This is a genomic window from Erwinia sp. S38, from assembly GCF_016624545.1.
GTDB lineage: Bacteria > Pseudomonadota > Gammaproteobacteria > Enterobacterales > Enterobacteriaceae > Erwinia > Erwinia coffeiphila.
Genome location: NZ_JACVTS010000006.1, coordinates 126222 through 138510, shown reverse-complemented (window position 1 = coordinate 138510; position 12289 = coordinate 126222). Strand labels below are relative to the sequence as shown.

The following is a 12289-nucleotide window of genomic DNA, read 5'->3' as shown; positions in this document are numbered from 1 at the left end:
AAAGTATGACGATGTCTACCACTGATAATGTGCCGTCAGTATCGGCACGGCGTAAAAAACGCCTGCCGACCGAAGCCAGTATTTTCCTGGTGTTTCTGGGCATTGCCGCCCTGTTTGAAGTTGCCGGCTGGCTGATTGTCGGACAGAGCTTTTTGTTTAATATGCAGCGCCTGCAAATCATCATCCTGCAGGTGGCGGTCATTGGCATTATTGCCGTTGGCGTCACGCTGGTGATCGTCACCGGCGGGATCGACCTCTCCTCCGGTTCCGTGGTGGCGATGAGCGCCATGGTGGCGGCCACCTTCGCGCAGTCCTCGGTGTGGCCGAAGCTGTTCTATCCCCACTTAAGCGATCTGCCGTTCTTTGTGCCGCTGCTGGTGGGGCTGGCAATCGGCGCTCTCGCCGGACTGGTCAACGGCCTGCTGATCGGCCTGACGAAGATTCCGCCGTTTATTGCTACCCTTGGCATGATGGTCGCCGCACGCGGCATCGCCAACTGGTATACCGAAGGCAGCCCGGTGTCGGGCTTCACCGAGGGGTTTGCCTGGCTGGGGAACGGTCTGGGCCGCTGGGCACCGGTAGCCATCTTCCTGCTGGTGGCGCTGATTTTCCATCTGGTGATGCGCTACACCCGCTTTGGGAAATTTACCTACGCTATCGGCGCGAATCCGGCGGCAGCGCGCGCTTCCGGCATTCATATCGAACGCCATCTAATCAAGATTTACGTGATTGCCGGGCTGCTGGCCGGGCTGGCGGCGATGGTGGCGATTGCCCGCATTAAAACCGCGCAGGCCGGGATGGGGATGATGTACGAGCTGGACGCGATTGCCGCTGCGGTGATCGGCGGGGTTTCACTGGCGGGCGGCCGCGGCCGCATTCTGGGAACGGTTATCGGCGCGCTGATCCTCGGGGTGATGATGTCCGGCTTTACCTTCCTGCGGGTGGATGCTTACTACCAGGATATTATTAAAGGCTCGATTATCGTGATGGCAGTGATCGTGGATCAATATCGTCAGTCGGGGAAATCGAAGAAAAAAGTGTAGTTTGGCGGTGGGTGGTAATCGTTCAGCTCCACCTGCACTAAGAGGCTCATCCGGCGATGAGCCTCTCCACAACGGGCTAAACCCGCTTACCTTCCTTCACAAACAGCATCGCCACAAATCCCACCACGGTGATCAATGCAGCAAAGTAGAAGCCCGCGTTCAGCGATCCGGTACTGTCGGCGATAAACCCGGTTACGTATGGGGCAAAGATTGATGCCGCCATGCCGAAGAAGTTGTACAGGCCGAAGGCGGTACTCAGCGCGGCGCGCGGTGCGTTATCCGCCACCAGCGCAATCAGTACCGGGTTAAGACTGATTTTGCCGATAAAACCGTACAGCACCAGCACGCCAATCAGCGCCGCTTCGCTCGAGGAGTAAACGATGCCGAAAATCGCCAGCAGCGAGAACGGCAGCATGCACATCACAACGGGTTTCCGACGGCCCAGCTTGTCGGAAATATAGCTGCAAATCAGCGTACCCAGCACCGATATCCACGGCACGATCGAGGCGATGCCCGCCGCGTGCACAATGTCCATCCCGCGCTCTTTTTGCAGGTAGTACGGCAGCCAGGTGATGATGACAAAGAAGCCGTAAATCGAGCAGAAGATGGTGATGTAGGCCATCAGCAAATTGCGATTTTTAAACAGATCGCCGAATTTGAAGTCGCCTTTGGTTTCTGTCCCGGCAGCAGGGTTAGCATCCGTAGACGGTGCTTTTTCACGGATAAACACCAGCATCAGCAGCGCTACGATCAATACCGGCAGCGCCATCGCCAGGAACGGCATCTTCCACGTTGTGTGGTAGTGCTCAATCATAAAGCTGGAGAGGTAATAACCCAGCGCGATACCAAACGACATGCCGCTGCCGATTACCGCGCTGCCGAGGGTGATCCACTTTTTCGGAATAGCTTCTGATGAGAGTGCGTACTGCGGGCCGTAATAGACGCCCTGCGATGCACCGGTCAGCATCCACAACAGCATAAAAATCAGGAAGGTGGGTGAAATGCTGATAGCGGCCATAAAGAGCGTAAACAGCATAAAGCCGCCGACCAGAATGCGCTTTCTGCCTAAGCGGTCGCCGAGCAGTCCGGCCGGAACCTGTAGCAGGGTATAGGCCAGAAAGAACAGACTGCTGATCAAACCCAGCTGACTTTTAGACAGGCCGAATTCGGTTTCGATCTGCGGCATTACCGGGCTGAGTACCGAACGTGCGGCGTAAATCACCACCCAGCCGAGGAAAAAGATAATAACGGTTTTAATCCAGTACGGGACCCGTTCATTTTTTGTTGTTTGCATAAAGCCATACTCCCTGGTATGACGGGCGCGAAGGCCCATCGTGATTCCTGATACTACTTTACGGTGTCACTAGTGTTCCCGCCGTACCGGCCAGCACGGCGTCAATGTCCTTCAGTGCACCGATATGTGCGACTTTGCCACTGCGCTGTACAAAGCGGCTGACCGCCATGATTTTTGGTCCCATCGCACCGTCGTTAACCGCCAGCGGTGCCAGTTCACCCGTGGTGGCAGAGCGGATCGCGCGCTGCTTCGGCGTTCCCCAGTGTTCGTAGACCGCATCCGCGTCGGTGAGGATCACCAGATGATCGGCATCCAGCGCTTCCGCCAGCAGCGCCGAGGCCAGATCTTTGTCGATCACCGCTTCGCTGCCCACCAGACTGTCGCCCTCAGCAACCATCGGTACACCGCCACCGCCGTTGCAGATGACGATATGATTTTTCGACATCAATAAATTAATTGCTTCAATATCAATAATTTTCTTTGGTTCCGGCGAAGGAACCACGCGGCGCAGATAGCTGCCGTCCAGCTTCATATTCCAGCCGTATTTCTGTTCCAGCTCCTGCTGCTGCGACGGCTGGTAAACCGGGCCAATAAATTTGCTCGGCTGCTGGTAAGCAGGGTCGTTGCTGTCCACCAGCACGCGGGTCAGCAGCGTGGAAACCGGCTGCGACGGATGATACGCCGACAGCTGCTGTGCCAGCATGTAACCGATCATCCCCTGGCTTTCCGCCACCAGTATATCCAGCGGGTAAGGCGGCACGTCACGGTAGGCCAGGTTCTGCAAGGCCAGCAGCCCGACCTGTGGGCCGTTGCCGTGCACAATAGCGATGCGGTATTTTTTCGCCAGCTTGCCAACCGCATCGGCAATAAGAGAAATACTGCGGTACTGGTTCTCAGCGGACAGCACTTCACCACGCTGCAACAGGGCGTTGCCCCCCAGAGCAATCACTAACGTTTCCATTCGAACCTCTGTTTTCTCTGAATTCAGGTAACAGGAACCCCTGCCGGAGCGAGCCCGGCAGCGATTTTTCCTGCAAATTTAATAAAGACTGTTGATAACTCTGGCCCCGGACCAGATGCCCAGCAGCGTATCCACGCCGGAGGAGTGCCCGATTTCCAGCAGCTCGCCAACGGCAGCGGGCAGCGAACGGTCACCGGACAGCGCCGCTGCAAACTGCTGCATCGGCGAGGAGAAAACCCCCTGCGCGGCAAACCGTAGATAGTTGACGCTGACAAGCGTCGTCAGCTCATCCAGCGGGCGGCTGGCGGCAAAAAATGCGGGTAACCGGGTAACATCAATACGCCGATCGAACCAGGCACAAAACAGCATCCCCAGCACCGTGTCATCGTTGCCCGGCGTCAGACCCGGGCCTTTTCCCAGCACGCTGCTCCAGTCCACGATTTCGCTCAGCAGCCAGGCGCGGAACTGCTGCTGCATCTGCAGAATTTCCGCGTTTAAAGGCTGACTGATGATGTGCTCGAGGCGGCCGAACAGCCCGGTTTCAGCCGTTGTGGCAGCCAGCACCGCCTCCAGCGGATCGACGGCGATCTGCCCGGTTCGTGACAGAGACAGATCGGCACGATGTTCCGACGGGCAGAGGCAGATATCCGCCAGCACGATCCCCTCTGGTAGCAGTTCGCACGCCGGGGACTCGGCCAGTTCGTCGGAGAAATCGTCAAAGTCTTCATCGGCGATTTCCCATCCCATCGGACTTAGCCCACGCCCTTCACGGTGCAGCGTCAGCAAATGCTGGCCCGGGGTAAGAAGATTGATCGCGTTGCGAAAATGCCCGACGCAGCGCAGTGGACCGAAGTCCTCTGTGGCATGACGGCTGACGGCCAGCGCAATACTTTCCATCTCTCCTCCCCCGGACTCCCCGGTTAGTACTGACTTAACCGGTGATACCCAGCTCTTCGGCCAGCGCTTCGATGGCTTTTTCAAAGCAGCCCAGCGGCGCACGCACGGTACCCGCACCGATCTGACCGACGCCCGCTTCGCGGTGGGCAATACCGGTGTTGATCAATGGGGTGATGCCGGTTTCCACCACGCGACGCGCGTCAAGGCCCAGGCAGGCACCCTGGAAATCCCAGGTTGGAATTTGCAGCATCATGTTGCGCTCAAGGAAGATTTCCGCCATTTCTTCCGAAATTTCAGTGGCCGCCGTCATACCGCCTGCCGCACCGACAAAGCGGGTTACGCCAGGTGCTGCAACCATCGCCGCACCGCCGATACCGAAGGTTTCAGTGATCGCACTGTCGCCGATATCCGGGTTCGCATCGGCCTGGCTATAGCCGGAGAAGAACAGCCCTTCCGGGGTATTCACCGGTGCGGTGAACCAGCGATCGCCCATGCCGCTGATTTTAACGCCGAAGTTTTTGCCGTTACGGGTCATCACCGTCACGATGGTTCCCTGTTTGATCTCCGCACCGGCATCCATCGCCGCCTTGCAGTAGGCCATCGCCAGGTTGAGGAAGAACTGATCGGTGATGCTGAGGAAGTGCATCGCGCGGCCAAGCTCGGCCTTATCACGATCCAGCAGAGTGATTTTTGGTGCCAGCTGGCGCATCAGCAGCGCGGAGGCGGCGATATTACGCTGGTGGAATTCGTCACCCATGGTAATGGCCTGCGCCATCAGGGCGGTCAGGTCGATACCGTCAGCAAAGGTTGCCAGCACGTCTTTCAGAATCGGGGTCAGCGAGTCGCGCATCCAACGGTGGCGTTCCTGCACGTCCGGGCCGTAGGCACCGAAACGCATCACTTTACCGATGCCTTCGTTCAGGTTGCAGTAGGCGAAGTTACCGTGGGTATGGTTTTTCACCACCACCATCGGCATATGCGCGGAAGTGATGCCGCCCATCGGACCCACGGCACTGACGTTATGGCAGGGGATAAACTCGATTTCACCCTTTTCCAGCAGCGCCAGCGCCTGCTGTTCATCGCTGGCCCACTCTTCAAACAGGCAGGCACCGATACAGGCACCGCGAACCGGGCCGCTCATTTCCTGCCAGGTGACGGGAGGACCGGCATGCAGCAGCTTTCTGCCCTGATTTAGTTCAGGAACCCGTTTTTTTGCTAAATCGACGTCAATCCAGTGTGGGCGGGCTTCACGAATGCGGGCGATAACCGCGGCGTTGGCTTGTTCAATAGAATCGTACATATCAATCCCTTACTTTAATTTTTTCAGTATGTTAGCTAAACGTTGGTTGCCGCCGGCAACCGGAGCCCACTGGTAGTGAACCACTGAAATTTCGTTGGCTTGCAGATCCTCGGCAAAGCTGCGCAGGCCTGCATTAATGACCGACACACCGTTCAGCAGCGCCGGAACCGGTTCGGTTGACTGGGCAGGCTGCGGATCGGTCAGATAACCGGCCAGCGCGACCGCTTCCGGCAGTGAATTCATTACCGCGATCCCTGCCTCATTTAAGATGGCGATCTGCGCTGAGCGCTGCTGCGGGTCCTGTTCAGTCCCGGTGACGGTGGCGATCACTGCCAGCGGATGGGCCGTACCACGTTTTTCACGCAGGCATTTTACTTCGGTCGCCAGCGAGGTTGCCGGGTCCTCCTGCGCGCCGTAGCCGATGACCACATCCAGCAGCAGTACGCCAACCTGCGTCTGCTGGCTCAGCCGGGCGATTTCCTGATTGCGGGTTGACGGGTCAATCATCGGGTGCGGTTTGCCCTGGGTGTAGAAGTCGTCACCCATATCAATGATGCGATGACCGTCGGCGTTCAGCATTGAGCCGTGGTGGTGGCTGCTGTCGGCCTCAACGCCCAGGCGGTCCGCCAGCAGCATCGCGCACTCTGCGGCCAGCGTGCCGCCTGCGTACAGACCGGAGATTTTTCCCCCGCAGACAGCAGGCTGCTGTTCGGCCATCTGCTGCACGTGCCCCAGCATCGCGGCAAGGCGCGCGGCCTCATCCAGCGTGGCGGCGAAGGTAATATTGCCATCCTGCTTCTGCGCGGCTTTCGCCCCGAGGAACAGTGCCACCACCGGTTTGCCGAGGGTTTTCATTTCGGCAATCACCCGGGTGCGCACCGCTTCCGCAGGAGGTTTGGAAACGAATGCCAACACTTTGCTCTGTGGATCGGCGGCCAGCATACGCAGCGCGCTGAGGGCGCTGATGCCGCCCACGTCGGCGGTTAAGTCACGGCCGCCCAGGCCGATAGCGTGAGAAACACCCTGCCCTGCGAGGGTAATTTGCGAAGTCAGTTCCTGAATACCGGTGCCCGATGCGCCGATAATCCCGATGCAGCCTTTCGGGGCCACGTTGGCAAAGGCCAGCGGTGCACCAGCGATATTGGCGGTGCCGCAGTCCGGCCCCATCACGATCAGTCCTTTTTCGCTGGCTTTGGTTTTCAGTGCGCGTTCCTGTTCCACGCTGACGTTATCGGAAAACATCATCACGTTGCAGTCGTCGTCCAGCGCCTGATCGGCCAGCTGCCCGGCATATTCACCGGCAATCGAAATCAGTACCAGGTTGGCATCCGGCAGTTTCTGCCGTGCGGTACGCCAGCTGCGCGCTTTAAGCAGGCGTTTGCCGCCCTGCTGGCCCTGAGCAATCGCCTTCAGCGCGGTATCCAGCTCATCGGCAATCTCTGCCGTGATTGATTCGTCGGCGGAGTCGGCTTTGATCGCCACGCAGATGTCGTTAGGGGTTGCCTCATTGAATTCCGGGTGCCAGAAACCGGTGGCCTCCAGCAGGGATTTATTCGCAGGTGTCCCCATCATCACCGATATTTCATCAACGCGTGGAGAATCGCTGAGCTTGCGGGAAATTAGCATCAGGCTGACTGAGTCCTGAAAACTCCCTTTTTTAAGAAAAGCATGGACCATAGTAATATCCTTAAACATCTTGTGAACATCACAATCATTAACGGCGGCTAAATATTTTCATAACCTGTATATTTCCGAGCCATTATTGCTGCCCGAAAAACTACAAATAAAAAGGGTTGATAAAGGTGAGTGCTATCACACTTTACCCATTGTTAGAAAAAATCGTCGAATACCTGCCGGATTAATAAATTCACTGAGAAAGGAAGGGCTTATTTGTTAGAAATATTCTAATAATCCCCTGAGCATTCAAAGAAAATTTGAGCCAATGGAATAATGCCTGTCTGGATCACATTATTTAACTCCCAGCTTTATACATTAGGCCGCAGAGGTGGATTAATTAAACCGCAGTAACCAAAGGACTATTTATGAAAGTCTCTAAACAAGAATTATATCAACTTATTCGGAATAAAATTCATTCCGCAGGATTAAGCCAGGAACATGCCGGTATCGTCGCGGATGTTCTGGTTCATGCTGATGCACGCGGCATCCATTCTCACGGAGCGGTCAGGGTTGAATACTACTCAGAGCGCATCAGCAAGGGAGGCACCAACAATCATCCCCACTTCACCTTTGAAAAAACCGGCCCCTGCAGCGCCATTTTTGACGGCGACAACGGTGCCGGTCACGTAGCCGCGAAGCTGGCCATGGATCGCGCCATCGACATGGCGAAAGAAAACGGCGTGGCGGTGGTCGGCGTTCGCCGCATCGGCCACAGCGGCGCACTTTCCTACTTTGTCCAGCAGGCATCGAAAGCCGGTATGATTGGGATCTCCGTCTGCCAGTCCGATCCGATGGTGGTTCCCTACGGCGGTGCGGATGTTTACTACGGCACCAACCCGATTGCTTTCTCCGCACCGGCGGAAGGCGACGAAAATATCACCTTTGATATGGCAACCACCGTGCAGGCGTGGGGCAAAGTACTGGACGCCCGTTCACGCAACGTGCCTATCCCGGATACCTGGGCCGTCGATGCTGAAGGCAAAAACACCACCGATCCATTTGCCGTCAGCGGTCTACTGCCGATCGCCGGGCCTAAAGGCTATGGCCTGATGATGATGGTCGATATCCTTTCCGGCATTCTGCTGGGACTGCCTTTCGGCAAACATGTGAGTTCGATGTATCACGATCTCAGTGCAGGTCGCGAACTGGGGCAGCTGCATATTGTGTTAAATCCGAGCTATTTCACCAATGAAAGCAGCTTCCGTAAAAATATCAGCCAGGTGATGAAAGAACTGAATGAAGTGAAACCGGCACCGGGCGTGGAAAAAGTGCTTTATCCCGGTCAGGGTAGCCATCTTCGCGAAATTGAAAGCGATCGTGACGGCATCGACATTGTAGATGAAATATATCAGTACCTGATTTCTGACGATATTTATCAAAAATCGTACGATCATAAAGATCCGTTTGCCAGCTAACATCCTGGCAATAAAGCAGCGCGGCGCTGGCATCGTTTAAATATACGCCACCGCCGTAACGTCTTATAAATAATCCGGGCAAAGCAGGGCTGCTGATTAAATGTACGTTTAACGCCCTTTACTTTACTCAGGGAATTGCAAGCGGGAAGATAAAGATGAAAGATTTCCGACAAGACATTACCGATATTTCTAGCAAAATATCTAAAATCGGTGCCGATCCAACCGGCGGCATGACGCGCCTGCTGTATACCAAAGAGTGGGTAGAGGCGCAGAAAGCCCTGAAGCAGATTTTCGAAACCGCTGGATTTACTGCCTCGCACGATGCCACCGGCAACCTGTCAGCCCGGCTGACTGGCTCGAAATATCCCGAGCAGACCATTCTTACCGGTTCTCATATTGATACCGTAGTCAACGGCGGTAACCTCGACGGCCAGTTTGGTATTGAAGCCTCATTCCTGGCTGCAAACTACCTGAAAGACACCTATGGCCCGCCGCTGCGTTCACTGGAAGTGATTGCGTTGGCCGAAGAGGAAGGCAGCCGCTTCCCATACGTCTTCTGGGGCAGTAAAAACATTTTCGGCCAGGCCCGGCGCCAGGACGTGGAAAATATTGCCGATGCCAAAGGCGTTAACTTTGTCGATGCGATGCACAGTGCAGGCTTCGATTTCCGCCCCGAAGATCAGCCTGTACGCAAAGATATCGCTGCCTTCGTTGAAATCCATATTGAGCAGGGCAAAGTGCTGGAAACCGAAGGAAAAACCATCGGTGTGGTGACCAGTATCGTTGGCCAGCGCCGCTACGATATCCGCCTGAAAGGTGAATCAAATCACGCCGGTACTACGCCAATGGGCTATCGCCGCGATACGGTCTATGCCTTCAGCCGCATCTGTACCGAATCTATTGCCAAAGCCCGTGCAGAAGGCGATCCGCTGGTGCTGACCTTCGGCAAGGTGGAACCGAAACCCAATACGGTTAACGTCGTTCCCGGTTTTACGCATTTCACCATGGACTGCCGCCATACCGATGCGGCGGCGCTGGATCGATTTACGCTGGAAATTGAAGCAGATATGCGCCGCATCGCTGCTGAAATGGGCATTGAAATTGAGATCGACCGCTGGATGGACGAGAAGCCCATTCCAATGAATAAGCAGCTGGTTGAGTGCGTCAGCCATCTGTGTGAAAAACACAAAGTCAATTACCGCCTGATCCACAGCGGCGCAGGCCACGATTCACAGATTTTCTCTCCGCATGTACCAACGGTGATGATTTTCGTGCCAAGCATCGACGGCATCAGCCACAACCCGGCGGAAAAAACCCATCTTGACGACCTGGCGGAAGGGGTGAAAGTGCTGGCCCATACGCTTTATCAACTCGCCTGGACCGAAGAGGGAGGCAGCCTGTGAGTAATAGTAAAGTGGCATCCAACAGCGGGTTCGATCCGCTGTACTGGAAGAAAATCGTTGTTGTCCTCTGTCTTGGCTGGGCGGTGATCTGGATTTATCGCACCATTCTGACCCCCATCTTCCCTGAAATTCAGGCCACCATCGGCGCGCATTCCAACGCGGAAATGGGGCTGATCGCCAGCTTCTATTTCTTTGCCTACACCGGTATGCAGATCCCTTCAGGGATTCTGGTCGATAAGTTTGGCAAAAAAGTGGTGCTGATACCGGGCTTCTGCCTGTTTATCATCGCCACGCTGCTGATCGGTAACGCCACCAGCCTGACCATGGTCTATGCAGGCAGCCTGCTGGCAGGTATGGGCTGCGGCTCTTACTACGGCTCGGCCTATTCGTTGTCATCAGAAAACATTCCGCTGGAGCGTCGTGGCCTCGCTACGGCAATTATTAACAGTGGCTCAGCGCTGGGGATGGCCATCGGCCTGATTGCCTCCAGCCTGCTGGTGAAAAGTATGGGGATGGACTGGCAGCTGACGATCTTTATGATCACCGCCCTGCTGGTGATTATGACCCTCGTCTTTGCCGTGGTGATTAAAGGCGGTTCCTACAGCAGTCATCTGGCCAGCCAGCCGACCAGCACTACTGCCGCTGCTGCCGCACCGGAAGAAACCAATGAGTCCAGCGGGCTGTTCAGCATGCGCATGATTTCAGCGTATGTGATGTATTTCGCTACCTGCTACGGCTACTACATGATCGTCACCTGGCTGCCGTCGTTCCTGCAACAGGAACGTGGATTTGAAGGTGTCGCGATTGGCTTCTCCTCCGCGCTGGTGGCCTTTGCTTCCGTTCCCGGTGCGCTGTTCTTCAGCCGTATGTCGGATCGCTTCCGTAACAAAAAAGTCCAGCTGATCATCTTCCTTGAGCTGTGTGCGGCGGTGATGCTGGTCTGTACGGTGATCTCCCCGGATTCCACCACGCTGCTAATCAGCCTGATCCTGTACGGACTGCTGGGCAAGCTGGCCGTTGACCCGATCATGATCTCATTCGTTGCCGATAACGCACCGAAGAAAGGTTACGGCACCAGTTTTGGCGTCTTTAACTTCTTCGGTATGTCCTCTTCAGTGATTGCCCCCTTCCTGACCGGGGTGATTTCCGACAACACCGGTTCCAAGGTAATGGGCTTCTATATTTCAGCCGGCATTCTGGTGGTAGGTACGCTGATTTTCTTCATCGTGAATGTGCTGATGAAGCAGAAAAGTAAACGTCAGACTGCGGCCCAGGCATAACGCTGTATCCGGCCACCGATGTGGTGGCCGCTAAATTTTTAAGGAGAATTATTGTGGGATACTTTACGAATCAGATCGGCTATCCGCAGGACCTTCTGGCATCGCGCTCCATTATTAAACGTAAAAATTATGCGCTGATCCCACCGGAAGGGCTGGTAAGAAACGTCATTCCCGGTTTTGAAAACTGCGATGTTACTATTCTGGCCACGCCAAAGCTCGGTGCGACTTTCGTGGATTATCTGGTCACCCTGCACGACGGCGGGCGCAACCAGCAGGGATTTGGCGGAGAAAATGTTGAAACCTTCGTTTATGTGATTGACGGTAAGGTTACTGCCTCCGCCGACAGCACCGACTATCCCCTGACCAGCGGTGGCTACCTGTATTGCCCGGCGGGCGTGACGCTGCGCCTTGAGAACACCAACGGCGGCCAGGCAAGCCAGCTGTTCCTCTATAAGCGAACCTATCAGCGCATTAAAGGCTATGAGGCCCACGTAGTCAGCGACAATGTGAAAAACCTCGAAAAAATTCACTATGAGGGAATGAGCGACGTCACCCTGCAGGACCTGCTGCCGAAAGAGCTGGGTTTTGATATGAACATGCACATTCTCTCCTTCAAACCCGGTGCCAGCCACGGCTACGTGGAAACCCACGTGCAGGAGCACGGTGCCTATGTGCTTTCCGGCGCAGGTGTTTATAACCTCGATAACGAATGGATTCCGGTGAAAAAAGGGGATTACATCTTTATGGGCGCGTATGTGCCGCAGGCGGGGTATGCGGTTGGTAAAGATGAGTTCAGCTACATCTACTCAAAAGACTGTAATCGCGACGTAGACTGCTGATGTAAACCGGACAGGCCAGGCTGTTTGCAGCATGGCCTGTCGTACCTGGCCGTCCCTTTCAACTTTCTGCAACATTCATCAACTCTTTTCTGGCTCTGCATCATCATTCATCAGCTGTTATCCTGTTAGGCTTAGCGTTTGCCGTCCGGTTATTGGGCGTGTTTATCAGGAGCCTATTCT

10 protein-coding genes are annotated in these 12289 nt (G+C 55.5%); 5 read left to right on the top strand and 5 right to left on the bottom strand.

Features of this window, described 5'->3' with window-relative positions; genetic code table 11:
- The first annotated feature begins 11 nt into the window (after positions 1-11).
- Positions 12-1043, top strand: a complete 1032-nt coding sequence (locus IBT46_RS09185) for an ABC transporter permease (RefSeq protein ID WP_200545420.1) — start codon at positions 12-14, stop codon at positions 1041-1043.
- 76 nt (positions 1044-1119) lie between these two features.
- On the opposite strand, the gene IBT46_RS09180 is transcribed toward IBT46_RS09185, so the two are convergent.
- The 5 genes from IBT46_RS09180 to IBT46_RS09160 all read right to left on the bottom strand — a co-directional run bounded on the left by IBT46_RS09180 (position 1120) and on the right by IBT46_RS09160 (position 7172).
- Positions 1120-2337, bottom strand: a complete 1218-nt coding sequence (locus IBT46_RS09180; RefSeq protein ID WP_200545419.1) for an MFS transporter — start codon at positions 2335-2337, stop codon at positions 1120-1122.
- A gap of 58 nt (positions 2338-2395) precedes the next feature.
- Entirely contained in the window at positions 2396-3298 is a 903-nt protein-coding gene (locus IBT46_RS09175; RefSeq protein WP_200545418.1) for a carbamate kinase, read from the bottom strand.
- Positions 3299-3376: 78 nt separating this feature from the next.
- On the bottom strand, positions 3377-4195 hold the full coding sequence (locus tag IBT46_RS09170; protein ID WP_200545417.1) for a DUF2877 domain-containing protein: 819 nt from the start codon (positions 4193-4195) through the stop codon (positions 3377-3379).
- 34 nt (positions 4196-4229) lie between these two features.
- On the bottom strand, positions 4230-5495 hold the full coding sequence (locus IBT46_RS09165; protein WP_200545416.1) for a DUF1116 domain-containing protein: 1266 nt from the start codon (positions 5493-5495) through the stop codon (positions 4230-4232).
- A 9-nt stretch (positions 5496-5504) separates the two neighbouring features.
- Positions 5505-7172 (bottom strand): acyl-CoA synthetase FdrA, encoded by a 1668-nt coding sequence (locus IBT46_RS09160; RefSeq protein WP_200545415.1) that lies wholly within the window; start codon positions 7170-7172, stop codon positions 5505-5507.
- A gap of 365 nt (positions 7173-7537) precedes the next feature.
- Between IBT46_RS09160 and allD the strand changes: the two genes are divergently transcribed.
- The 4 genes from allD to allE all read left to right on the top strand — a co-directional run bounded on the left by allD (position 7538) and on the right by allE (position 12109).
- Positions 7538-8587, top strand: a complete 1050-nt coding sequence (allD, locus tag IBT46_RS09155) for an ureidoglycolate dehydrogenase (RefSeq protein WP_200545414.1) — start codon at positions 7538-7540, stop codon at positions 8585-8587.
- A gap of 155 nt (positions 8588-8742) precedes the next feature.
- Entirely contained in the window at positions 8743-9990 is a 1248-nt protein-coding gene (allC, locus tag IBT46_RS09150; RefSeq protein ID WP_200545413.1) for an allantoate deiminase, read from the top strand.
- Positions 9987-11270 carry an MFS transporter gene (locus tag IBT46_RS09145; RefSeq protein ID WP_244913645.1) on the top strand — a complete coding sequence of 428 codons (1284 nt, stop codon included), beginning with the start codon at positions 9987-9989 and terminating at the stop codon, positions 11268-11270. The genes allC and IBT46_RS09145 overlap by 4 nt, the downstream gene beginning before the upstream one ends.
- A gap of 53 nt (positions 11271-11323) precedes the next feature.
- Positions 11324-12109, top strand: coding sequence for a (S)-ureidoglycine aminohydrolase (gene allE / locus IBT46_RS09140; protein ID WP_105590858.1), 786 nt, complete (start codon positions 11324-11326; stop codon positions 12107-12109).
- Positions 12110-12289 lie beyond the last annotated feature (180 nt).

What these genes read in the sequence shown, in the direction of transcription:
- IBT46_RS09185 (WP_200545420.1), top strand. Translation starts at nt 12, where the DNA reads ATGTCTACCACTGATAATGTGCCGTCAGTATCGGCACGGCGTAAAAAA.
- IBT46_RS09180 (WP_200545419.1), bottom strand. Translation starts at nt 2,337, where the DNA reads ATGCAAACAACAAAAAATGAACGGGTCCCGTACTGGATTAAAACCGTT.
- IBT46_RS09175 (WP_200545418.1), bottom strand. Translation starts at nt 3,298, where the DNA reads ATGGAAACGTTAGTGATTGCTCTGGGGGGCAACGCCCTGTTGCAGCGT.
- IBT46_RS09170 (WP_200545417.1), bottom strand. Translation starts at nt 4,195, where the DNA reads ATGGAAAGTATTGCGCTGGCCGTCAGCCGTCATGCCACAGAGGACTTC.
- IBT46_RS09165 (WP_200545416.1), bottom strand. Translation starts at nt 5,495, where the DNA reads ATGTACGATTCTATTGAACAAGCCAACGCCGCGGTTATCGCCCGCATT.
- IBT46_RS09160 (WP_200545415.1), bottom strand. Translation starts at nt 7,172, where the DNA reads ATGGTCCATGCTTTTCTTAAAAAAGGGAGTTTTCAGGACTCAGTCAGC.
- allD (WP_200545414.1), top strand. Translation starts at nt 7,538, where the DNA reads ATGAAAGTCTCTAAACAAGAATTATATCAACTTATTCGGAATAAAATT.
- allC (WP_200545413.1), top strand. Translation starts at nt 8,743, where the DNA reads ATGAAAGATTTCCGACAAGACATTACCGATATTTCTAGCAAAATATCT.